Origin of the sequence: Phaeobacter sp. JH20_29, from assembly GCF_048056175.1 — a bacterium.
Lineage (GTDB): Bacteria > Pseudomonadota > Alphaproteobacteria > Rhodobacterales > Rhodobacteraceae > Phaeobacter > Phaeobacter bryozoorum.
In genome coordinates, this window is the sequence record NZ_JAYMWO010000002.1 from 1 (window position 1) to 20,066 (window position 20,066).

At 58.5% G+C, this 20,066-nt stretch carries 27 protein-coding genes; 6 read left to right on the forward strand and 21 right to left on the reverse strand.

Going from position 1 to position 20,066, the window contains the following annotated elements:
- The 6 genes from VWZ85_RS01050 to VWZ85_RS01075 form a co-directional block, all read left to right on the forward strand.
- On the forward strand, window positions 1-519 hold a 519-nt coding region (locus tag VWZ85_RS01050), incomplete at its 5' end, for an AAA family ATPase (RefSeq protein WP_416586535.1).
- Window positions 519-1,445, forward strand: a complete 927-nt coding sequence (repB, locus tag VWZ85_RS01055; RefSeq protein WP_416586537.1) for a plasmid partitioning protein RepB — start codon at window positions 519-521, stop codon at window positions 1,443-1,445. The genes VWZ85_RS01050 and repB, both read left to right, overlap by 1 nt.
- A 133-nt stretch (window positions 1,446-1,578) precedes the next feature.
- Window positions 1,579-2,502 (forward strand): helix-turn-helix domain-containing protein, encoded by a 924-nt coding sequence (locus VWZ85_RS01060; protein ID WP_416586540.1) that lies wholly within the window; start codon window positions 1,579-1,581, stop codon window positions 2,500-2,502.
- A gap of 183 nt (window positions 2,503-2,685) precedes the next feature.
- The gene (locus VWZ85_RS01065) at window positions 2,686-2,889 is read left to right on the forward strand and encodes a hypothetical protein (RefSeq protein ID WP_416586543.1); all 204 of its coding nucleotides are present in this window, start codon (window positions 2,686-2,688) and stop codon (window positions 2,887-2,889) included.
- A 68-nt stretch (window positions 2,890-2,957) separates the two neighbouring features.
- Complete coding sequence (locus VWZ85_RS01070) at window positions 2,958-3,146, forward strand: type II toxin-antitoxin system HicA family toxin (RefSeq protein ID WP_416586545.1); 189 nt, start codon at window positions 2,958-2,960, stop codon at window positions 3,144-3,146.
- Between the two features lie 30 nt (window positions 3,147-3,176).
- Window positions 3,177-3,587, forward strand: a complete 411-nt coding sequence (locus VWZ85_RS01075; RefSeq protein ID WP_416586547.1) for a type II toxin-antitoxin system HicB family antitoxin — start codon at window positions 3,177-3,179, stop codon at window positions 3,585-3,587.
- Between the two features lie 22 nt (window positions 3,588-3,609).
- Here VWZ85_RS01075 and VWZ85_RS01080 read toward each other — a convergent pair whose 3' ends face one another.
- The 21 genes from VWZ85_RS01080 to VWZ85_RS01180 all read right to left on the reverse strand — a co-directional run bounded on the left by VWZ85_RS01080 (window position 3,610) and on the right by VWZ85_RS01180 (window position 20,051).
- Complete coding sequence (locus VWZ85_RS01080) at window positions 3,610-4,416, reverse strand: DNA adenine methylase (RefSeq protein WP_416586665.1); 807 nt, start codon at window positions 4,414-4,416, stop codon at window positions 3,610-3,612.
- Between the two features lie 426 nt (window positions 4,417-4,842).
- Window positions 4,843-5,145 carry a hypothetical protein gene (locus VWZ85_RS01085; protein ID WP_416586550.1) on the reverse strand — a complete coding sequence of 101 codons (303 nt, stop codon included), beginning with the start codon at window positions 5,143-5,145 and terminating at the stop codon, window positions 4,843-4,845.
- Entirely contained in the window at window positions 5,142-5,807 is a 666-nt protein-coding gene (locus tag VWZ85_RS01090; RefSeq protein WP_416586553.1) for a peptidoglycan-binding domain-containing protein, read from the reverse strand. The genes VWZ85_RS01085 and VWZ85_RS01090 overlap by 4 nt, the downstream gene beginning before the upstream one ends.
- Complete coding sequence (locus tag VWZ85_RS01095) at window positions 5,804-6,037, reverse strand: hypothetical protein (protein ID WP_416586556.1); 234 nt, start codon at window positions 6,035-6,037, stop codon at window positions 5,804-5,806. The genes VWZ85_RS01090 and VWZ85_RS01095 overlap by 4 nt, the downstream gene beginning before the upstream one ends.
- Before the next feature lie 182 nt (window positions 6,038-6,219).
- Window positions 6,220-6,498: a DUF5658 family protein gene (locus VWZ85_RS01100; protein WP_416586558.1), complete on the reverse strand. Its 279-nt coding sequence runs from the start codon at window positions 6,496-6,498 to the stop codon at window positions 6,220-6,222.
- 158 nt (window positions 6,499-6,656) lie between these two features.
- Complete coding sequence (locus VWZ85_RS01105; RefSeq protein ID WP_416586560.1) at window positions 6,657-7,073, reverse strand: hypothetical protein; 417 nt, start codon at window positions 7,071-7,073, stop codon at window positions 6,657-6,659.
- 10 nt (window positions 7,074-7,083) lie between these two features.
- Window positions 7,084-8,220 carry a hypothetical protein gene (locus VWZ85_RS01110; RefSeq protein WP_416586563.1) on the reverse strand — a complete coding sequence of 379 codons (1,137 nt, stop codon included), beginning with the start codon at window positions 8,218-8,220 and terminating at the stop codon, window positions 7,084-7,086.
- A gap of 24 nt (window positions 8,221-8,244) precedes the next feature.
- Complete coding sequence (locus VWZ85_RS01115; protein WP_416586566.1) at window positions 8,245-8,553, reverse strand: hypothetical protein; 309 nt, start codon at window positions 8,551-8,553, stop codon at window positions 8,245-8,247.
- A gap of 15 nt (window positions 8,554-8,568) precedes the next feature.
- A complete protein-coding gene (locus tag VWZ85_RS01120) occupies window positions 8,569-8,868 on the reverse strand; it encodes a hypothetical protein (RefSeq protein ID WP_416586567.1) in 300 nt (99 codons plus the stop codon).
- 12 nt (window positions 8,869-8,880) lie between these two features.
- Window positions 8,881-10,023, reverse strand: a complete 1,143-nt coding sequence (locus VWZ85_RS01125) for a hypothetical protein (RefSeq protein ID WP_416586570.1) — start codon at window positions 10,021-10,023, stop codon at window positions 8,881-8,883.
- A 1-nt stretch (window position 10,024) separates the two neighbouring features.
- A complete protein-coding gene (locus tag VWZ85_RS01130; RefSeq protein ID WP_416586572.1) occupies window positions 10,025-10,483 on the reverse strand; it encodes a tail fiber assembly protein in 459 nt (152 codons plus the stop codon).
- On the reverse strand, window positions 10,480-13,521 hold the full coding sequence (locus VWZ85_RS01135; RefSeq protein WP_416586573.1) for a phage tail protein: 3,042 nt from the start codon (window positions 13,519-13,521) through the stop codon (window positions 10,480-10,482). The genes VWZ85_RS01130 and VWZ85_RS01135 overlap by 4 nt, the downstream gene beginning before the upstream one ends.
- Window positions 13,518-13,937, reverse strand: coding sequence for a DUF6950 family protein (locus VWZ85_RS01140; protein WP_416586575.1), 420 nt, complete (start codon window positions 13,935-13,937; stop codon window positions 13,518-13,520). Before VWZ85_RS01140 ends, VWZ85_RS01135 begins: the two co-directional genes overlap by 4 nt.
- A 34-nt stretch (window positions 13,938-13,971) precedes the next feature.
- Window positions 13,972-14,346 carry a hypothetical protein gene (locus tag VWZ85_RS01145; RefSeq protein ID WP_416595405.1) on the reverse strand — a complete coding sequence of 125 codons (375 nt, stop codon included), beginning with the start codon at window positions 14,344-14,346 and terminating at the stop codon, window positions 13,972-13,974.
- Window positions 14,347-14,552: 206 nt separating this feature from the next.
- Window positions 14,553-15,212, reverse strand: a complete 660-nt coding sequence (locus tag VWZ85_RS01150; RefSeq protein WP_416586579.1) for a hypothetical protein — start codon at window positions 15,210-15,212, stop codon at window positions 14,553-14,555.
- Window positions 15,209-17,830 (reverse strand): phage tail tape measure protein, encoded by a 2,622-nt coding sequence (locus VWZ85_RS01155; RefSeq protein WP_416586581.1) that lies wholly within the window; start codon window positions 17,828-17,830, stop codon window positions 15,209-15,211. The genes VWZ85_RS01150 and VWZ85_RS01155 overlap by 4 nt, the downstream gene beginning before the upstream one ends.
- Before the next feature lie 315 nt (window positions 17,831-18,145).
- Window positions 18,146-18,496 carry a hypothetical protein gene (locus tag VWZ85_RS01160; RefSeq protein ID WP_416586587.1) on the reverse strand — a complete coding sequence of 117 codons (351 nt, stop codon included), beginning with the start codon at window positions 18,494-18,496 and terminating at the stop codon, window positions 18,146-18,148.
- A gap of 8 nt (window positions 18,497-18,504) precedes the next feature.
- Window positions 18,505-18,930 carry a hypothetical protein gene (locus VWZ85_RS01165; protein ID WP_416586590.1) on the reverse strand — a complete coding sequence of 142 codons (426 nt, stop codon included), beginning with the start codon at window positions 18,928-18,930 and terminating at the stop codon, window positions 18,505-18,507.
- 50 nt (window positions 18,931-18,980) lie between these two features.
- Window positions 18,981-19,394 carry a hypothetical protein gene (locus VWZ85_RS01170; RefSeq protein ID WP_416586592.1) on the reverse strand — a complete coding sequence of 138 codons (414 nt, stop codon included), beginning with the start codon at window positions 19,392-19,394 and terminating at the stop codon, window positions 18,981-18,983.
- On the reverse strand, window positions 19,391-19,714 hold the full coding sequence (locus VWZ85_RS01175; RefSeq protein ID WP_416586595.1) for a hypothetical protein: 324 nt from the start codon (window positions 19,712-19,714) through the stop codon (window positions 19,391-19,393). Before VWZ85_RS01175 ends, VWZ85_RS01170 begins: the two co-directional genes overlap by 4 nt.
- 4 nt (window positions 19,715-19,718) lie before the next feature.
- The gene (locus tag VWZ85_RS01180) at window positions 19,719-20,051 is read right to left on the reverse strand and encodes a DUF2190 family protein (RefSeq protein WP_416559131.1); all 333 of its coding nucleotides are present in this window, start codon (window positions 20,049-20,051) and stop codon (window positions 19,719-19,721) included.
- Window positions 20,052-20,066 lie beyond the last annotated feature (15 nt).

Genomic DNA, 20,066 nt, shown 5'->3' on the forward strand with positions numbered 1-20,066 from the left:
AAAAAAAATTTCTTCCTGCGCCTGCAGAACGCGATCGCTCAAGTGCAAGATCGATTTGATGTGGTTTTGATCGACAGCCCGCCAGAGCTAGATATCCTGACGCTGACCGGGATGGCCGCCGCCACCTCGATTATCGTGCCCATGACGCCCTCCATGATGGATGTGACCTCGACGGCCCAATTCATGCGCTTGGTCAGCTCCTATATCGGCGTGATCAACCAGCATGATGCAAAGCTGGATTACGATCATTTCCGCTTCCTGATTACCAGGGACGAACCGACAGACGGGCCGTCCCAGCAGCTGGTTGCTTTCCTACGGGCGCTGTTCCCGAACATCCTGATGCAGGCAACCTGTTACAAATCCACCGCTGTATCAGACGCCACGATGCTGAAACAGACAGTCTACGAGCTGGACCGATCAGACATCACCCGCAGCACATACGACCGCGCCCGGTCCAGCATGGACGCCGTGGGTGCCGAGATCCGCGCGATGATGGAAACCAGCTGGGGGAGGCAGTAATGGCCCGCAAGACGCTAAACGCCTATACTGCGATGGAGGCAGGGCAGGGGGCTGACATCGGTCAGCACATCCCGGTTATGCGAACCCTTCAAAAATCCCTCAGAGCGATCGAAGAAATCGACCCCGATCTGATTGATGATTGGGGGCCAATCGACCGCCTCGATGAGGGTGTGACAGCTGTCACACCTGAGGAAACCGAGAACTCCTTTGAACACCTGAGAGACCTGATCCGTGAACACGGCCAGCAGGTTCCGGTTCTGCTGCGCCCGTCCAAATCGAACACTGGCCGCTTCGAAATCATCTTCGGGCGGCGGAGGCTACGGGCCTGCCGCGACCTCGGTATCCACGTTAAGGCCAACATCCAGGAAATGGACGATGACACCGCGCTTATGGCCAAGGGCCTGGAGAACGCAGGCCGCCGGGGGCTGAGCTTCTATGAGAAAGCACGATTTGCCGAAGAGATCGCCGAGCAGGATTACACCGCCGCGCAAGTCGGCAGCGTCCTTGGCGTCGACCGCACCGCCATCCAGCATTTCCGCAGGGTCACCAAAGCCGTCCCGCGCGGGGTAGGGGTAATGATTGGTGCCGCGCCAGGCTCCGGACGGCCCAAGTGGATCAAGCTGGCCGAGGCGTTTGAAAAGGGCCAGGTCACCACAGAACACGCCCTGGTGCAGCTCAACCAGATGGCAGACCTTACATCAGACCAGCGCCTTGACGCGCTGCTGAAGGACGTCGCGAAGCGCGGGGCAGCGCACCGGGTTTCAAACGAACGCTCACCACTGAAGGGCGTGACCATCAAGTCAGGGCAGGGGGTCAGCGTCTCCGTCAAGAAAGGCGCTTTCGCTGACTGGCTGGATAGGAACCTGGACGAAGTGCTGCGCAAGGCACACCAGGAATTTAAGGCAACGAGCAAAACGGAGGAATAGGCAAAGGAAAACCCTCACCAGCGGAGCTGATGAGGGGGGCAACAAGACAACACAAGAAGTGCCGCTGTCCATGATTAAGCACCTAGGACCGTAGCAGCCCCCCTTAAATCGCACAATACAAAAACGCCCGTGGGTGAACGGTAGATTTTTGTCAGATTTACACATGACACAATTTAGCAAATGGAAGCTGCTGCGCGCAGCTGAAGACGCCCGCGAACCGCTCGGGCTGAAGGCGACATCGCTCAACCTGTTGCGATCGATGATTGCCCTGATTCCGGGCGACAGCCTGGGCGCAGCCCCAGACCAGCACATCTGCTTTGCGTCAAACCAAACCCTGGCGACACGGGCGCATGTCAGCGTTCAGACGATCGAGCGGCACGTCACAATCCTGGTCAACGCAGGTCTGATCAAGCGCGCAACCACGATGAACGGCAAACGCTGGGCGAGGCGCGACGGGCAGGGCAGGGTGGTCACGGTTTCCGGTCTCTCCCTTGCACCACTGTTCGAGAAATACGCAGAGCTGGTGCAGATCGCCAAGGACCACGCAGAGCGCCTGTTGCGGCTTGATGTGATCCGCGACCGCTGCAAACTGCTTTTGGCCCGCCTCAGCGGCGCTGAGGGGCTGCTACAGCGCGCACGAAACATCCTCCGCCGCCGCGCAGATGAGGAAACCCTGAATGCTCTCTATAATGAGCTGACCAGCATTTTGAGGGACAGCGAAACACCTTTTGAGGGGCACAAAGAGACTAAATCTATTCCGTCTGTAAAAGATAGCGACATTGAAGAAACCTTCCCGAGGCTATGCGCCGAGATCCGCACGGCGCGATCAACAGGCGATTGCCACGATAGAATGGATCAGATCGCAGCTGAGCTTCACCTAGGATCGACATGGACAGCAGCGAAGGCCAAAGGCCCAGCCGTTGCATTCATGCTTCTGGGGTACATCTTGCAGAGAATAGAAAGGGTTAACGTCCCAGGCGCGTATTTGCGCGACCTCATGCAACGCATCGATCGGGAAAACGACGGCTGGAAGCTGCTGATGCAAAAGGCACAGTAACCACGGTTATGTTAAATATCGCTATACATCGCCCAAAGGTTCGGTTTTCCAGATCCGTTTCCAACCGGCAGGCCGACGAACCATAATCTGACCGAGATCGCCGGGATGCGGAGACCGGCACGAGGTCACCATATGTTCCGCTGTCCTGCATTTTGAACAAGGGAATGGCGGGATGTGGACCGGGTGCTTATCACCGACTACCTCGGCCAGGTCTTTGGCGAGATAGTGAACGCAGCGAAGGCAGAGCGTGCAGCGCAGAACAACCAGCTGACCATCACGGGCAGCATCGCGGAGATTGCGGAACGGCTTTGCGGGGTGCGCTCTGACTGGTGGTGTGGATGCGGGCATGAAGCGCACAATACAAATAGAACAAAAATCGAACAATAGCCGGAAACATGAAAAATAATTACACACTTCTGTTGACTTGATTGCACACTTATGTGTAGTATATACCTATGAACAGCAAAGAATTGGAGAAGATCCTAAAGCGCCACGGATGCACCTTCGAAACACACAAGGGGGGAAGTGGACACAAGACGGTTCGGCTAGGCAAGAGAACTACACAACTGCCAATGCACGGCTCAAGAAAAGAGATAGGAACCGGACTTTACAATAAAATCCTCAAAGACCTCGGCCTTAAATAAGGCCGGGGTCACCCATAAAGGAAACGCAAAATGTTCTACCCTCTTATCTTCACCCCTGACGACAACGATACATTTCTGGTGACATGCCCGGATTTGCCAGAAGTCACCTCATTTGGTGACAACATGGACGAAGCGAAAGCCAACGGTCGCAATGCTGTTACGGAAGCGATTGCTGCGCGCATGGATGTATTTCAGGACATCCCCCAGCCCACGTCTAGCGATGGCGCACAGATACCATTGGCACTCAGTGTAAAGCTCCAAATATATTGGGCGCTCTCTGAGGCGGGAAAAACGCGCGCCGACTTGCAGCGCATGACTGGCTGGTCTCGAACCAAGGTTGAACGACTGTTCAATCCAAACCACGAAACTAAGCTTGCACAGGTTGAAGAGGCATTCGACGCGCTGGGGCTGCGGGCTGAAATCGTAGCTGAGGCGGCATGAAAATTGCCGCCTCGCATGGTGGCTAGATCAGCGAATGCCGTGGCTCAAAATTTGATATGAACAGCTCTGCGGCGTCCGTCGCACCGCCGCTGGCAACGGTATATTTTAGCGAGACCTCTTCGAAACGGAATGCAGAGAACAGCCCCCTGATCTCTGGCCGATCATTGATCGACAGCAGAAACTTTCCTTTAATGCCACCTAGAATGGTCGCGATCTTTTCAAACTGCGAACGATCAAATAGCCCCTTGCCGTAATCATCCTCGCCACCCCAATAGGGCGGATCAAGGTAAAACAGGGTTTCCGGCCCATCGTACCGGCGGATCAGATCTGCCCAGTCCAGGTTCTCAAAAACCACATTTTCTAGCCGTTCATGTGCGGCTTCAAGGATAGGCTCAAGGCGGCTCAGGCTGAACCGAGGGGGCCGGTCAGCTGCGACACCAAATACCCCCCTAACCTGACCTCCGAACGCCTGCCGCTGAAGATAGAGAAACCGGGCCGCGCGCTGGAGATCAGTAAGGGTGCTGGGATCGACTTGCCGAAGTCGTTCAAATTCACGGCGCGAGGAAATCTGAAACCGCATTACGTCCATCAACTGCGGATAATGCTGCTGAAGTATGCGGAACAGATTGGTGACCTCACCGTTGAAATCATTCGCGACTTCCAGCTGCGGCTTCCAGCCGCGACGCAGAAAAACGCCACCCATCCCGACAAAAGGTTCGGCGTAAGTTTTGTGGTCTACCGCTTCAATTCGCTCGATAATCTTGCCGTGGAGAGCCTTCTTTCCGCCAAGCCACGGGGCGACGGGTGCGGCAGGCCGCACTTTTTCCATTGTATTCATTGGAGATTCCAGAATAGAAAACGCCCGCTCTCGCGAGAGACGGGCGGCTTTTTCTGGACGATAAGTCGGTGCGGTTGGATTGCAATCTTATGGCCGCATGGGAGAGGGTGTTGGTAGCACCCGATCCCCCCGCCCGATAAAGCGGAGAGACCTCTATCTTAGTTTCAATCCGATTGCTAGATCTCAGTCGGTTGCGTGTTGAAAAAATGATCTGCCCACAACTACTGAGGCCCAACCAACTCGCCCACGCTCAGGAGTTTGTCTGCGTTGCACCGGGCGGTAAATTTCCAGCGGATCGCTAGTTCTGCAAAGCCTCCCTCTGATCGTGACCCTTTCGTCGGCTCAGCGCAGGGCGTCACCAGATAACCTGGCACTTCCCGTTCTATGTAGATTGGCTGGGGATCTCGGGAGAACCAGCTACAGCCGGTCAAAGACATCGCCAAGAAAATCAGACAAGGGCGCATCAGATCCCTCCTTTTCCCATAGGTTTCTTAGTTCAGCTTCGACCCCATACTGATCCGCCTGCAGGCGCTTTATATGGGCCTTGAGAACAGCCTTGTCCTGCTGAGTGTTTTCGAGCTGGCGGGTCTTCACAGAAAGGCGAATATTTGCTGCGTCCAGATCTTCGCGCAGGTGCCCGTTGCGCCAGACCAGGTATGAGGACACACCCGCAAACAACAGCGCCAGACAGAGCGCCCCGATCGCAATCCACCGCATCATGCGGCAGCTCGCACGTCAGGCAGGCACTCGCGGATCATGTCGCGCAGGCGCTCACCAACCACCAAGGGATCACCGGGGGCCGACATTCCAGGCAACCAGGTGATGTCCCATTTCCAGCGCTGGCGCACGCCGAATATCGGCTGGATCTCGGCATGGGTCGGCATGCCGTAGACATTGACCGGAATCCAATACTGGACGCTGTATTCCGCAGCCCACCGGCAGAACGCATCAAGCTGGCGCGGTGTGATAGGCGCGGATCCCCTATCGAAGGGGCGCTCGTTTGCACCCGTCATGGCGTCCATTGCGTGCCCGATCGCACCGGGATTGAACATGCGGGTGTGGGATGCCGCCCGACCAACCTCATAGGCTTCCTGTGCCTCTGGCGGAAACACGCCCTGCACCCGCTGCCCATCATGGGTGACAAGCGAGTTATAAGCCCGCCGCTCCACCTCGATCACGCCCTTGGCTCCGGCGGTCCAGTGCATATGCACCCGGTGCAACCCGCTCTTGTGGAACAGATCAGTTATCGTGCTGCCGTTGTGCGCCTCAAGAGCAGCCCGAATGGCCGCAGAGGTGCGCGGCCCTCTGCGTCCGTCTATCGGCCCAGGGTGAAAGCCCAGAGCGGCGCAACGGGCCTGAATATCACGGGTGGTGAGTTTCATAGTTCTTTGTCCTCCTGTGGAACTCTCGCGGCGGCGCGCACCAGCTGCATCAGCAGGCGACCAACAGCATTGGCCTCAACCCCCAGGGCCAGAAGACCGGGAACGACATAGGCCCAAAGTGGGGGATCCTTGGCCATGATGTTGAAAGCAAAATCCGCAATAAAAAGCGCGATGATCGAGACAATCGAGACGGCTCGTATCCAATTGAATTTCTGCTGCAGTTCAGCCATGACCACTCCACCGAATAATCACCCAAACCAGCAGGAAGATCGCGCTGCCTGTGAGGCTACTCGGGGCCATGGCGACGGCCAGAACCATCGGGACGGAGGCGTGATAGAGATCTTGCCGGACGCGAGGGTTCTTTAGAAACCGGGGCATCGCCTGTTTTGCGAAACGATGAACAGACAAGGGTTCATCCTTTCTGCATCAAGCGATGATTGTGCAGCGCAACCGCGCCCGTCATGACCGCAACAGCCCAAATGGGAAGCGCCGCACCCTCAGACCACAGCCAATAGACCAGGGCTGAGGCGACCAGCACTTTGACCGCCAGGCCACCATTGACGCCCAGACGGTCGAACAGAACCCGCATGAAAGGATTGGCCTCTCGCTTACCGGACTGGGAAAGCGCGCGTTTGGTGGTGATGACATCGCCCAATTGGGCCAGGACGAACACGATGATTGCAATTGTCATTGCAGCTATCCTTCATTGCTTTGTGAGGGGGTGCGCCGTGCAGGCAGATGCCGCGCGCCGGATGGCGCGCAGCAGTTTTGGCGCGGGTCCAAGCGGGCCAGCGCGTGTAGCGTCAGATTTTAAGGAATAGTGGGGCGGCGTTAGAACAACGCCCGGTGTCAGGCGAGGATTTCAGGAACGCGATTGGCGTCGATCAACCCTTCACTGACGAAATAGCCCAGGCTGGCTGTGACGTCGGGCGCATCGAGATGCACGTTTTCGATCAGATCCAGCATGGCAAGCCAGTCCTCGACCACCGGATCGGTCTTACCTGCGGTGCGAATGCCGACGCGCTCAGCAGTTGTGAGGCGCTGAAAGAACACCAGTTTCGGCAGGACGCGCGGTGCGACCGGCTCAACCGGATCAGGGGCGGCGGTTTCGGGCCAAGCGAATGACTGACCGTCCTGTGTCGTCATCCCCTCCGTCACGCTGCTGATCACTTCTGTGTAGCCACCATGCAGGGCGGGGTGAATGACGCCGTCCAGATGGTCCAGCACCTGAACAACCGTGCCATTGGCGATTTTTGCATAGGCCATGAGAGCCTCCTTAGTGAATGAGTGCGAATTGCAGGATGATCAGGCCGTCGCCGCCCCAACCGTAGCCCTGATCTGAGCCGTAGTTGTATCCGGTTGCGCCACCGCCACCAGCATTGCCACCGTGGCCGGGAACACAGTATTGGCCCGCGCCACCACCGCCGCCAAGAAGACCGCCGTGGCCCGCCAAAATTTGGGCATCACCGCCAGCGGGGCCAAATGCCGCAGCGCTGCCACCGCCACCGCCCGGACCACCGTTGCCCGCGTTTGTGCTGGCGCGGGATGTTGAATAATCGCAGGCGGCAGACCCACCACCACCCCCGCCGCCTAAAAGGATCTGATTGGGTTCAAGAATAGCAGTCCCCTGACCGCTTCCTGCTGCCGTGGTGGCTTGTGAGGCATTGCTATAGGCTACTGCGGCCGCACCATTGCCGCCAGCGCCCAGCAATCCACTGCCACCGTTACCGCCATGCGAATACCCGGTGGTTGCGGGGGTGCCTGAACAGCCGGGACCACCGGTGCCAGACCCGCCAGCAGAGCAATAGTTGCTGTCTGGTCGGATCCCTTCATATAGAATCGAGGCCCCTGAACCCCCGCTATAACCGCCGCCATCGCCGCCTTTGTAACCATCTACCGAGCCGCCGGGCGCAGGCGCGCCACCGCCGCCACCGCCGCCACCGCTGTTGGCATCGGCGTTTCCAACCCCGCCAGAACCGCCACGCCGGTTGATATCACCACCAACGCCCATACCTCCGGCAGAGAATGCGGCAAGGCCGAGGTTGTCCGCGTCATTATTGCCAGAGTTGCCGCCCGTCGCGGACAGCAGTGCCCCGAAGGATGATGTGCCACCAATACCTGTCGATGTTTGTGCACCGAGGCCGATTGTCAGCGTGACAGCTGCGCCAATGGTCAGAGCGGACAGCGGGATCTCGGACAAGGCAAGGCCACCGGCAGCGCCGCCATATCCATTACCTGTGCCACCGGCGGTTCCGCCAGCACCACCGGCCCCATAGACATGCGCGCGGATTGGCACGCCGGGGTCAATGTTCTCAGGCACGATCCAGTCAAATACACCGGCCTTGTTGAAGATCGCGATTTCATTAAAGCGACCAGTGCGGGCGCTTTGCGCCCCTGTGATAATACGTCCCAATGTTCGTTCTCCTAAGATTTTGGGTTACGCCAGAGCCTCAAGGCCCCAGGCGAATGCGTTGATAGCGGCTGTATCGCTGAAGGCGGACACAGCCATATTTTCGGGCAGGATTACGCCGCTGCGCTCCAACAGTGCCCCTTTGTCCAAGGTCGCCATGTCGAAGATATCGGCATCAGTCGGCGCGACATTTGCGGCATGGATGTAGAATTTGACGACGGCGCGGTCCTGCGAGGTGTTCACAGCCGAGACGTTCAAATTCAGCAGCTTGCCTGCCGGGGTCGCGATGATTTCTGGGGTGTTGACCCCATCAAGAGTGATTTTTGCAAATGGCATAGGGTTTCCCTTCCTTTACTGAGAGGCCACAAACAGGCCGAAAAACTGGGTTGATTTGAGGGCGGTATCTTGGAACTCCAAAGCCGCTTGGCGGACGTCGTCTTTCACAGCGACGATTGCGGCAATGGCCTCGGCCTGCGCTTGCGAAAGCTGCACCTTGGCCTCTGCACCTGCCGCCATGACTTCGGCGATGGTGACCCGGCCACCGATGCGGTCCAGAGCCGTTGCCAGCATTGCGAGATCTTCAGGACCGGCACCGTCTGCCGCTGCTTGGATCTTTTCGTTGAGGGCCTGCGCGACCAGTTCAAGTGACATTTCAGGTCTCCTTTAGATGTCCAAATTTAAGAGAGCGCGCACCCTGTGCTGTTGCAGCAGGCGCACGATTTCAGCGTTGTCGGAGAGGACTTGCGCCGATTGAGTTGCAGAGGCGGCGGCGGCTTGTGCCTCGGCCTCTGCGGCTTCAGAAGCGATGCGGGCAGTCTCAGCGGCAGCGCGGTCGGCGCTGGCAGCGTCAGCCTGCGCGCGCGCCAGTGAGACGGTCTGATCAGACAGAAAGTCGTGGTATTCCTCCAAGGTGCCGACACCACCACGGGACTGCCGCCAGACCTCAAAGACGCTTGGCCCGGTGAGGCCCGTATCGCCCTTGTCACCCTGCGGCCCTTGGATGCCCTGCATACCTTGCGGCCCAACTGGACCAACCGGCCCCACCTCGCCCTGTGGGCCACGGGGGCCTTGAATACCCTGTTGCCCTCTTGGTCCCTCAGGACCGCGCAGGGGGCCTGCATCGTCCCACTCGGCGTTGATATCGTCCCAGACGAAGATATCGCCCTGCACAGACCAGGCATCGCCAGCTGTGCCCGATCCGGGCAGAGCCGCAACATCGGCCAATGTGCCCTTGATGTTCAGACCGGCGCCGGTGTCGCCTTTATCACCCCGAACACCCTGTTCGCCTTGCTCACCTTGGATACCCTGCACACCTTGGATGCCCTGCTCGCCACGCTCGCCTTGCACACCTTGCTCACCTTGGATGCCGCGCTCGCCTTGAACGCCCTGAGGCCCCTGAATGCCTTGCTCGCCGCGTATGGCCTGCAAGAAGTCATTCACCGTCCCTGCGTTGCCCTGATCAATCCAGAGCTGATATGCTGTTGCGCTGAAGGTGGAAAAGACCGTTTTCCATGCTGCCCGCGTTGCATTCAGCTCTTCAATCAGCCGGTCGAAGTATCCAATCAGTCGGATACTGAGGCCCTGCGTCGGGATAATGGCATAGCCCAATCCGCTGCCCTGGCCCTCAATCGGGTCGACAAGGCGCAACTCAGTCGCGCTGACCACTGCGTCAATCTCGACCAATCCGGGCACGCCCTCGATCACCATGGCCCAACCGGACTTCTGCTCGATCCAATTGGTGCCGGTGCCCTGAATGGTGTTGCTGCCATGGGCGATTTCGACCGTGCCCGTGCGATACCACGTCATGCTATTGTCCTTTCTCGGGAGGTTTCGGCCATGTGACGTTTCCGACGTCGGTGATGGTGTCGGTAAGATCGCGCAGCGCCTTGCGGTATTTGCGCCAGGCGCGCCGATATTCCAGACGTGATCCCCAGACCCTCAGGTCAATCGCAACGTCGGGCATCTGCGTCCAGTCGCTTGCAGCCAACAGCTTGTCACGCCGCCGCCGGATCGCGGCCATTTCAGCGGCCAGATCCACTGGCGGTGTGAAAGGCACCAACCGGCCCTGATCCACACGCACCCGCGAAAGATCCCGAAGGGAGGTCAATTCGGCTTCCCCGGCAACGTCCAGAGCAAGCGCGTGTTCCCCCGGTTCCAACTGCCCCCCGATAGCTTCAGCGGGGCAGACAGTGATCTGCCTGATTTCGCCGGTGTCCTTGCTGTAGATTGCAAAGCGTCCGAGCTTTTTGTGGCGGTTATCGTTCATCTCTGCCTCTGCAAAATGATCATGTCACAGCGACGAACAATCCGGCCCTCTGGATAGGCGGAGATGTATCGCGTGATGCCCGGGTTTATGGTTGTGGTGACAACCTCAGTGCCTTTGGAAGCGGCAACTTCACCGCCGCCGGAGCTGCTGTCACCGACCGAAGACAGGAGGCTATTCTTCGCGCCTGCGGTCTGCTCTTTGTAGATCTTCACGCCTGCAAACAGCGCGCTGGATCCGCCATCGTCCTGACAGTCGTAAAGCACCTGAATGATGAGCGTGATCGGCTCATCATGGGTGTTTCTGATCTGGATCCTCTTATACCCGCTGCCGCCCGTGGCCTCGTAAAAGGTGGTGGCGGCGTTCTCAGCAATCTGCCGTGTGTCAACCGCCTTGCCCTTGATGTGCAGGGTATCGACGGCGAGCGCGCCGATCTTCGCGCTGGAGATAGACGCGTTTCGGATCACCGCATCACGGATGTAGACCTTGCCGCCTGAAATCAGAAAAGGCGACACAGCCCCCCCGCCTGAGCTGCTGGCCACGACAAAGCGGTCGGCCTGCACCGTGAAGGTGGTGGAGACAGTTCCGTTGATCAACTCAGACACCAGACCAAAGCCGGTCACGACGCCGTTGTTGTTGACCTGGACGCCGTATGTGCCTTTGACCCCATCGACCGAGGATTGCACCTGGTTAACGGTCGCAGTCAGGCTACCAAGGGTACTGGTGACAGAGGTTGTCGCCGCCGAAATGGCCGAGTTGGTCTCAGCGACGGTGTAATAGTCAGCGTTTAGCGTGGCGGAGACCCCTGCGATTTCACTTCGCAAAGATGTACGCGCGGCTGAGATCGCAGAATTGACCTGCGAGATCGTGTAATAGCTGGTCGACAGAGAGGCGGAGACGCCATCAATTCTAGCGGATAGGCTGGTCTGAAGCGTTGCCAGAGCTGCATCCTGCGTTGCAGCGGTGACATAGTTCTGCACCAGCTCAGCGCGGACCCCATCCACCTCCGACGAAAGCGCCTCTGTCTTCTCAGTCACCTCTCCCTCAATTCGGGCGGCCTCCAAAAACCCGAAAGCCCGGTTTTCCAGATCCACCTGCGCCAACTTTTCCAGCGCGTAGGTCATGCTGCCATTGAAGTCGTTCAGCGCTGAGACGGCCACGCCATCAACATACTGCCACACCTCTTCTGACAGATCGTCCGGCCCGAGCCGGACATCATTGGTGTCGACCTCATACCAGGCCGACCAATCGACATTGACCTCATCAGCAACCCGCAAACTTACAAAGTAGGTGTGGCCCGGCAGGATACCTTGCGTGATCAGGAATGTGTCGCCAACATCCATGGCAACGCCGTCGGCAATGCGGGTGCCCGCAAAGTCGAACACCCGCCATTCAATCCCTTCGACGATGGGGATCTGCGAAACCTCGATCGCAGCCCTGCGCGGGTTGCCGTCACTATCCAAGATATCAACGGGGGCAACGCGGACGCCGTTCAGGATGAACAACACCGGCGGCGTCAGTTGGGTCACGCCGTCCGGCACTGGCAATTCATCATCAGTTGACCAACTGTGGTCAGCCGGGTCGACCTCGCGCACCTCAACCGAGGCCAGAAGATCATGAGGGTGGATTACCTTCTTTTCGATCGAGAAGTGTTTTCCGTCATACTCATTGTGTTCGGACGTCCAGGAGATCACCGACAAGGGCGGGAGATGCGCGAAATCCGGGGGGAGCGTGAAGCTGTGCAGCACATCGCGCTGTGCATCCTCAATATAGGCTTTCCCCACGCGCTGCACCTGAAGCGGGAAGGGACACGCCGACAAGGAAAGATCCTCTGACAGCCGCCGCCCCTCGTGCTGCGCCTCCAGCTCGGGGCGCAAGATACGCTCCGCCTCACTGACTTCCCACGCAATGGACGGATTCGGATACTTCAGCGTCAGACTGTTCATGCTGTCTGCTAAGCCCGCAAACGGGGTCAGAGACATCGGCGCATCAACAATCAGATCATCATCCGTCAGGAAGGCTGATGGCACCTGAGGCGCACCCATGCGCACGTACCATGTGCCGCCCTCTTCAGCGAGATCGCCGGTACAGGCGTCCATAAACCGCTCCAGAACCTCAGCGGGTTCTGTATCTGCGATTTTGATTTCAAAGCCACCGCGGAACTGCGGTTCCGAATTATCGTCCTTGGTATCGATCAGGCGATCGGCCTCATTCATGGCAGCAGCCCAAACCGGCAGAGGGAGGTCTGCAAGGCTTGCCTCGCCTCCCCAGCGGGTGCCATCGGGAAACTCGAACCCACGAAGGACGGAATATGCCAACAGTGCGAGATTATCAGACTGCACCACCTCGCCGACGCGAGGATCAAGAAGCGGCAAGCCGCGCATTCCGAAGCGCATACGAGGGAGGCCCGAAAAAACCTTAGCATCGTGCGTGAATTCAACGATCACATAACAGCGCCCACGACCGACCATCTCAGCGGTCCACGGAAAGTCTGGATCGGTGCCGTAGTTCCGCTGCATCATGACAGGGGCTTTGGTTTGCGATCCGTCAAAATAGGTGACGGTCACCAGCCCCTTGAAGCTGTCCGGTTTGGAGGTGACGGTTTCGCCGTGCTTGATTTTGCCGTCCAGCTTCAGTTTCTCGCCATTGACAAACACATCTTCCAGCGAGTGTCCGGGCATGCCAGCCAGGTCGATCACATAGGTCAGCACCTTGAGGCGGTCACCGCGCGAAAGAGGCGGGCAAACCCATGTGCCGGCAGTGCCGTAATATCCGAGAATAAAGCTCTCAGAGTTGGTGCCGCCGGTTAGGGTCACCTCTGTCTGAATGCCAGAGTTTTGCCCCTGCGCTTTGCGCATCTTGGATTTGGCAATCATGCTCATGGCCGAGCCAATCGCGAGCTGCAGCAACGCCGAGCCGACAACACCAAGTGTGCCCACGAAAGCGGCAACGGCCTGGAAGGCGGCGATTACCGGAGCGGCGTCAGCAGGCCCTGAAGAGACCAGCAGATATACCAAGGCCGCAAGAAACAGGTTCTTCATACACGAAACCCTTTCAAACCAGCTTCCAAGGAAACGCGGCCGAGCCCGCTCCTTTGCAGAACGAATATTGTTGGCCCCTGCACAACGCCGAGGGCATCCTCCCCCCCCTCCCCTTCGACCAAGGCGAGATCCCCAACACCGGCTTTAAGCGGCGGGATTTCTTCAAAATGGCGGATCACCAAGGCAGTGAGGTCCGCGACCCCCTCAGAGCGCAGCATGGCCATGCCTTCTGCGACTGTGCGATAGCGGCCGGCATAGTCTGCGGCGAGATCTGCGCCGGTCATCGCTTTCACAGCACCGGCGGCAAACAAGGCGCAATCGTGCGATCCCGGCTGAAACTTCTGCCGGGAGACCGAAGCCAGGTACGCGCAAAGATTTGAACGCCACTGGCTATGGCGCTTAATTGATTGGGTCATTCCCGCCTCAATTTTTCAGATTGTGGAGTTTCTGTTAGTCCCGATGCCGCCACCGGCCCCAGAAGACAGGAACGGCACCGGATACATCCGCATATTGAAAGAACTTGTCGTCTTCGCGTTTGGACTGTGCAGCCTGCGATTTGAGAACAGGTGCTTTGCGCGTCAACAAGCGGGCATTGGAGACCAGATTAAGCTTCACCAGCGCGTCGCCGCCAGCCGCCCCGATTTCCTCGGGCGCACCATCAATGACGCCACTGAACACTCTGTGCAGGCCAAGCTGTGCGCCGGTCTTCGGATCGAAGGCAACCAAATAGATCTGAACACGCGCGAAGCGGACATCACGCGCGCGAACCAATGCGCGCACCTCCGGCGAAAACGCCGCGAGATCCAGGCCATAGTTCTGGATCACCAACCCGGCCTCAGAAGTGAAGGCTTTGAGCTGCTGAATGTTCCCCGCGCCGAAGAACGCGCGGATCTCACCATCGATCTCAAATTGCTGATGATCCCGACCGTCCCAGATACCAAGCGGCTTTGGGTCGCCGGTCAGATGCTCTTTTGCCTCAACCCACATCAAGACGCGGTTGTATTGGTCCCTGCGTTGGGAAACTGGCCAGCTCATCGGTAGGTCTGCCTCCACTTGAATTCAAAGCCGCCGTCGTATCCCGGCAGTCTTTCGATAGGGGTATAGGAATCAGGCACGTAAGAAGCTTTGCAAACAGGACTGCGCAGCGTGACGACCTGCCCGACTTCCAAGCCAATCGGCAAGAACGGCAAAACCCTAAGCTCGCATTGCGGTGTATTGCCTGCGAAAGCCCCGCCGCGCTGGATGCGCGCCAGAAAATGCTGGACAGGGGCAGCGCCGTACTCGATCGACAACAGATCACCGGGGCGCAGCTCAAATCCTGCCGGGAGACCGCGCAGGACCAACTTGCGGCGATCCCCCAGGTCGAAGGAATGCACGGTTGCGATACTGTTGCCCTGAAGGGTGCCCAGCTTATCCGACTGCGGCCCTCTGCGCTTTGGGTCGCTGACGAGGAAACGCGCGCTGCCATGGCGGATCTCATCCATGAGCGCTTTTATTCCATCCTGCGCGTCATGGCGATTGAGCGTCACAGCCGCCTTGCCCTGCCATAGCACGTCGCGGCGGCTGGCCCTGAGAACCTCGCCGCTGCCGGTGCCTGTCCCTGTCTGATCATCGGGCAAATCAAAGGTGATCGCCCGAAAACGCAGCTTGTCCCAAAACTCCGAAAGCGCGAGGGGTGGTTGATTGCTCATGTGTAGCGATCCCTTGGTCTCTGGTTGATCTGCTGGACCTTCTGCGGCAAGGCGCGATCCGCGTTTTCAGCCGCGCGTGAAATCTTCTGATCCGTCTGCAAACCGATCTCCGCGACGATTTTCCCGTCATCGCTCAACCGCATGGCGGATTGGGACAGGCGGACAACCACCTCTTGCGTCTGCACTTTGGAAAGATCAGAGGACGCCGAGGCCCCCGCCGATTTCCCCGCAGCAGTCACCATCATGCGCGAAAGATCGTGGGGGATAACCCGCGCACCACTGGGCAGGTTGATCAGCTCGCCACCTTCCTCAAAGACCTGCGCGATACCTCCGGGGTGGTTCATGGTGCCGGAGGCATAGGAGGGAACTTTAAAGATCGACCCCAGAAGCGATCCAAAGATCTTGCCGCCGCCGCCCCCGAAGTTGAACAGGTTCATCATCAGCCGCTGAATGCCACTGGCAATGAGATCCTGCGCCATCCGCTGGAATACGCCCCGCATGGCATCGCCAAGGCTTTGGCCCTGAACGATTGCGCCCGCAAGTGAATCGGAAAATCCTTTGACCTTTTCTTTTAGGTACTTGAACGGCTCACTGAGCTTTTCCTTGATGGATTTGCCGCTCTTTCCCTTGCCAGCACCACCAGCACCACCGCCGCCATTACCGAGCTTATCCAGCTCCTGCTGTAGCCGGGTTGTGGCCTCCGACGTGCTGTCAATATCCCCCTCGGTTTCCTGCATCGCCTCGCGCAACGCATCGATGCTGGTCAATGGCGCTGTAGCCATATCAAGGAGAACATCGCTTGCGGCGCGGGCAGCAGCCGCGCTGGTGTCGATACCAGATGCAAGAGCTTCGAGACGATTCGCCCGACCACCAAAGTCGCTGGTCCCCTGCGCCGCGTCATAGGCATCCTGCGCCGCCTGCCCCATTCCCGCAGCCTTACCGGCAAACGGATTGTCGACACCCCCGAGGTAGACCTCCCCTACCAGTCCGACCGACAGAGACCCACCGCCAGCCCATGACGGCAGCTTTGCAAGGGCGCTATTCAGCCCGGATATGAATTTATTGATGCGGCCCACCACCGCATTGATCATCCCCTCGACGCCATCAATGACCGAATTTGCGGCCTGAAACATGAAGTCGCCGAGGGCGTGGGGGATGCCCTGAAATGCGGTCTTGAAGGCTTCAGCAGCGCCAATACCGGAATCGACAATGGCCTCAGCAGCACTGGTGACGGTTCGAATGATACCGGCCCAGATCCGCACCGATCGGGCCTGAAGGTCAAAGAACCCCGCCCGCAGTCGATCCACAGCCGCCAATCCCGCAAGGCCGATCCGGCTGAATACCTCTTTCGCGACATTCCACAGAAGGGACAGAGCTGTTCCCAGACCACCAGAGCGCTGAACCAAATGCGTGAATTGGTCGACCAGCAATCCTGCGGCCACCACGAGGGCACCGATGCCTGTGGCGACAAGTGCGCTCCGCAGGGCAATCAGCGCCCGCGACAAACTCTTGACGGCAACCCCCGCGACAGCGGCGGCACGGGACTTTGCCCCCAGAGCCATTTCCAGAGCAAGGGCCTGACGGGTTGCAGCGACAGCGGAGGCGACAAACTTTGCCCCAATCGCAACAACCAGTTTGATCCCGAAGGCTGCGGCAACAGCACCCGCGACAGCGGCAATGGTTCTGAGGCTGACGCCCAAGGCTGAAGCCCCAGCCACTAGAGCCGCGAAACCACCAACCACAGCAACAACTGGTCCCGCGATCGCTGACAGCGCTAATGTGACCCCACCGATGGCAAGAGCCAATGGACCTGCGACGGCCAGGAATGCCACAAACCCTGCAAGGGCTTGACGAACAGAAGGTGACAGATCTCGGAACCATTTGGACGCGCTGACAACGGAATTTGTGACGCGCTCCAAGACCGGCGCCAGCGCCGCCATGGACTGCAACAACACACCGCGCAGCGTCTTGGAAAGCCGCGAGAGGTTATCGTTAAAGTTCTCGGCAGACTTGCCAGTCTTCTGATCGACAACCAGACCCAATTCGCGGGCCTCTTTCAGCATGCCCTGCAGACCTTCCCGGCCTCCGTTCAGCATTGGGATCAGGTTGGTGCCCGCGCGCCCGAACAACTCAAATGCAAGCGCTGTTTTCTTGGCCCCGTCCGGCATGGCCCCAAGACGTTCAGCCGCATCTGCCATCACCTCGGATGTTGGTCGCAGCTTGCCATTGGCATCAGAAACGCTGATGCCGAGTTCCCGGAACAGAGCAGATGTCTTTTTGCCACCCGTGGATGCGTCTTGCATGTTCCGCGAAAGGCGGCGCAAACCATTGTCGAGATCAGACGTACTGACAGCGGACATATCAGCGGCGTGGCGAAGCGCGGAAAGTTCTTCAATCGGCACCCCAAGCCGTTGCGCACTTTTGGACAGCTCATCAGCGGCATTGAGCTGATTGCGCACTGCCGCCAGCACACCAGCAGAAACAAGAGAAAGGCCAACCCCGATCTTGGAGATAGCCTTTCCGAACCGCTTCACGCGGCTTTCACTTGACTTCAGACCTTTGTCAAACCCACGGGCATCCAGCCCGAGGGTCGCTTTGAGACGACCGACCAGAGACATTTCACGTGTTCCTTTGTGCTAGGAATTCTTTCCAGGTCATCACCGGGTGACCCCGCGCGGCGGCATCAATCGCACCGGGCAGAGCTTCAGGCGGCTGCGTCCGATCTTCACCTCGCAGGCCGTCGCAGTATTTCTGAAGGTCTTTTCCTTCCATCCGGGATCCGGCAAACATGGCCTCAGCCAGCGCGGCCTGCTGATGCGCTCGACGGCGGGCCGCCGAACGCATCTCTTCAACATAAAGGCGCGGGGTAATCTGCCAGAACCGATCAGGATCAAGTCCGGCATCAAGCCAATCGTGCCGGAGCGAAGAGACCCCTACCCCTTCGCTCCGGCCGGTTTTCCCGGCGCGGCCTCTGCCACGTCCTCATCCGTCTCAGGCTCCGGTAGTGCCCGCTGAAGCATTTCCCGGATTTTGTCAGCATGCTTGGCAATGAATGCTTGCGCCTCTGCCAGTGTGGCGTCCGGGTGGTGCTTGGCCATTGCCGACTGCACCAGTCGGCGTAGCGTCGCAAACCCGGCATCATCACCGCGCATTTCTTCGATTGCAGAAAACGCTTCTTGGCCCTGTAACGCTTCAAACCGCTCAAGTGCTGCCATATCAAGGCACAGGGTTTTGACGCGCCCACGCACGCGCCCGCTCACTTCACCTCGTGTATAGTCGGCCATATACCCTTTCACCCTTCGATCTTGGCTTGAATAAGGATACTCAGGGCAGCCATCTGGACACCCTTGGGGCCAATCCCTTTGGGAGTGTAGCCTTTGACGTAGCCTGCAAAGACTTTCGGGGTGGCCGCAGCGCCGCCAGTCTTCAATTCCAGCTGCATCGGCTCGCCGGTGTCTTCCAACCCCGATAACAACACTTCTGAAGCGCTCCCCTCAACGTGGTGCATATCGACAGTCCAAACCGCCACCGGGCGCATCCCTGGAATGGCCTCCTCGGTATCGTTTGGGCTGTCCAGATGTGTCACATCCAATTCCGGGCGGGATTGGTCGGGGAAATCAAAAGCCTCGATCCCGGCCAATTTGGTCCATGCGACAGGATCGCCGACGCCTACGCGTACAGATGAACCCCTGCCGCGAATTGCTCCGCTGCTTGACATATCATTCTTCTCCTATGTCGGATTTCCCGCCTGTGCGGGCATGTGCTGGCCTACAGAACTGCGGGCCAGTAGGTGAAAGAGAACATCATCGAGAGAGTGGAAACGGGTTTCTCCCCGGCGGTGTCCTCCTGATAGGTCGCCTCCTGAAAGCTTAGCTCATGTGCTTCATCTTCCAAGGCCGACAACAACAGCGCCTTGATCGCCGCTGCATCTTCGAATGCCAGACTTTCGAGATCCCCATCCGATCGCTTCAGCGCGATCACAATCGTGGTCACCGCCTCACCGCTGGTTAGGGTATCTTTGTCGTCATCCGTCCAGCGAGGCACCCCGACACCGAAGGCGGGCAGGGAATCCTCATTGATGCGCTTGTCCCATATTCCAAACTGGCGGAACCCTGCAAAGCGCGGGTCAGCTGTTATCGTTGCGCGCACGGTCGCAAGGGTCTCAGCGATTTTTGTCGTCATAGTTCAAGCTCCAGCTCATAGACCACCATACGATCTGCTGACGGTGACGGACTTGGCTCGCCGCTATTCACCACAAAACGCGCACCGGGTGCGATGGACGGCTCGACCAAATCGCCATAGGCTAGGCGGGTGGTCTGAGGCACCTTCAGGGTTGGACTCATGATCAGAACCGGAAACCCATCATCGCCAGCCACCTCAATTGGATCGCGACGAAACACACCTTGTATGGTGCTAACATCACCGTTTGCGCGTGTGATCTGAACCGGATCACCAAACAGATCATTCAGCAATCCGGCCATGCCATCAAAGAAATGGCTCATTGGTTTAGCGGATCACGCCGTCCAGAAGAACCAACCCGCTGTCAGACGGGTCTGCAGCATCCAGAACAGCAGCGCCGATCAAGGTGTTTCCGCTGGCTGTAGTCGTGCATTTGGCGTCGGCTGCGATCCAGTAGATCTTTGCGCCCTGCGCCCATGCCTGGGCCGACACTTTCGGCAGCGCGAAACAGCCCTTGCGGACGATTTCGACCTCTTCACCAGCCAAGGCATCATGCTGGGCAATACCGATCAGAGCGCCAACCTTGACGAGGCCCCCAGATTTCACATCTGCCGGAGCAATGACGGTGAGATGATCACCGGGCTTTACGTAGTTTTTCATGACAAACCTTCCTCT

What these genes read in the sequence shown, in the direction of transcription:
- repB (WP_416586537.1), top strand. Translation starts at nt 519, where the DNA reads ATGGCCCGCAAGACGCTAAACGCCTATACTGCGATGGAGGCAGGGCAG.
- VWZ85_RS01070 (WP_416586545.1), top strand. Translation starts at nt 2,958, where the DNA reads ATGAACAGCAAAGAATTGGAGAAGATCCTAAAGCGCCACGGATGCACC.
- VWZ85_RS01075 (WP_416586547.1), top strand. Translation starts at nt 3,177, where the DNA reads ATGTTCTACCCTCTTATCTTCACCCCTGACGACAACGATACATTTCTG.
- VWZ85_RS01080 (WP_416586665.1), bottom strand. Translation starts at nt 4,416, where the DNA reads ATGGAAAAAGTGCGGCCTGCCGCACCCGTCGCCCCGTGGCTTGGCGGA.
- VWZ85_RS01085 (WP_416586550.1), bottom strand. Translation starts at nt 5,145, where the DNA reads ATGATGCGGTGGATTGCGATCGGGGCGCTCTGTCTGGCGCTGTTGTTT.
- VWZ85_RS01090 (WP_416586553.1), bottom strand. Translation starts at nt 5,807, where the DNA reads ATGAAACTCACCACCCGTGATATTCAGGCCCGTTGCGCCGCTCTGGGC.
- VWZ85_RS01095 (WP_416586556.1), bottom strand. Translation starts at nt 6,037, where the DNA reads ATGGCTGAACTGCAGCAGAAATTCAATTGGATACGAGCCGTCTCGATT.
- VWZ85_RS01100 (WP_416586558.1), bottom strand. Translation starts at nt 6,498, where the DNA reads ATGACAATTGCAATCATCGTGTTCGTCCTGGCCCAATTGGGCGATGTC.
- VWZ85_RS01105 (WP_416586560.1), bottom strand. Translation starts at nt 7,073, where the DNA reads ATGGCCTATGCAAAAATCGCCAATGGCACGGTTGTTCAGGTGCTGGAC.
- VWZ85_RS01115 (WP_416586566.1), bottom strand. Translation starts at nt 8,553, where the DNA reads ATGCCATTTGCAAAAATCACTCTTGATGGGGTCAACACCCCAGAAATC.
- VWZ85_RS01120 (WP_416586567.1), bottom strand. Translation starts at nt 8,868, where the DNA reads ATGTCACTTGAACTGGTCGCGCAGGCCCTCAACGAAAAGATCCAAGCA.
- VWZ85_RS01125 (WP_416586570.1), bottom strand. Translation starts at nt 10,023, where the DNA reads ATGACGTGGTATCGCACGGGCACGGTCGAAATCGCCCATGGCAGCAAC.
- VWZ85_RS01130 (WP_416586572.1), bottom strand. Translation starts at nt 10,483, where the DNA reads ATGAACGATAACCGCCACAAAAAGCTCGGACGCTTTGCAATCTACAGC.
- VWZ85_RS01135 (WP_416586573.1), bottom strand. Translation starts at nt 13,521, where the DNA reads ATGAAGAACCTGTTTCTTGCGGCCTTGGTATATCTGCTGGTCTCTTCA.
- VWZ85_RS01140 (WP_416586575.1), bottom strand. Translation starts at nt 13,937, where the DNA reads ATGACCCAATCAATTAAGCGCCATAGCCAGTGGCGTTCAAATCTTTGC.
- VWZ85_RS01150 (WP_416586579.1), bottom strand. Translation starts at nt 15,212, where the DNA reads ATGAGCAATCAACCACCCCTCGCGCTTTCGGAGTTTTGGGACAAGCTG.
- VWZ85_RS01155 (WP_416586581.1), bottom strand. Translation starts at nt 17,830, where the DNA reads ATGTCTCTGGTCGGTCGTCTCAAAGCGACCCTCGGGCTGGATGCCCGT.
- VWZ85_RS01160 (WP_416586587.1), bottom strand. Translation starts at nt 18,496, where the DNA reads ATGGCCGACTATACACGAGGTGAAGTGAGCGGGCGCGTGCGTGGGCGC.
- VWZ85_RS01165 (WP_416586590.1), bottom strand. Translation starts at nt 18,930, where the DNA reads ATGTCAAGCAGCGGAGCAATTCGCGGCAGGGGTTCATCTGTACGCGTA.
- VWZ85_RS01170 (WP_416586592.1), bottom strand. Translation starts at nt 19,394, where the DNA reads ATGACGACAAAAATCGCTGAGACCCTTGCGACCGTGCGCGCAACGATA.
- VWZ85_RS01175 (WP_416586595.1), bottom strand. Translation starts at nt 19,714, where the DNA reads ATGAGCCATTTCTTTGATGGCATGGCCGGATTGCTGAATGATCTGTTT.
- VWZ85_RS01180 (WP_416559131.1), bottom strand. Translation starts at nt 20,051, where the DNA reads ATGAAAAACTACGTAAAGCCCGGTGATCATCTCACCGTCATTGCTCCG.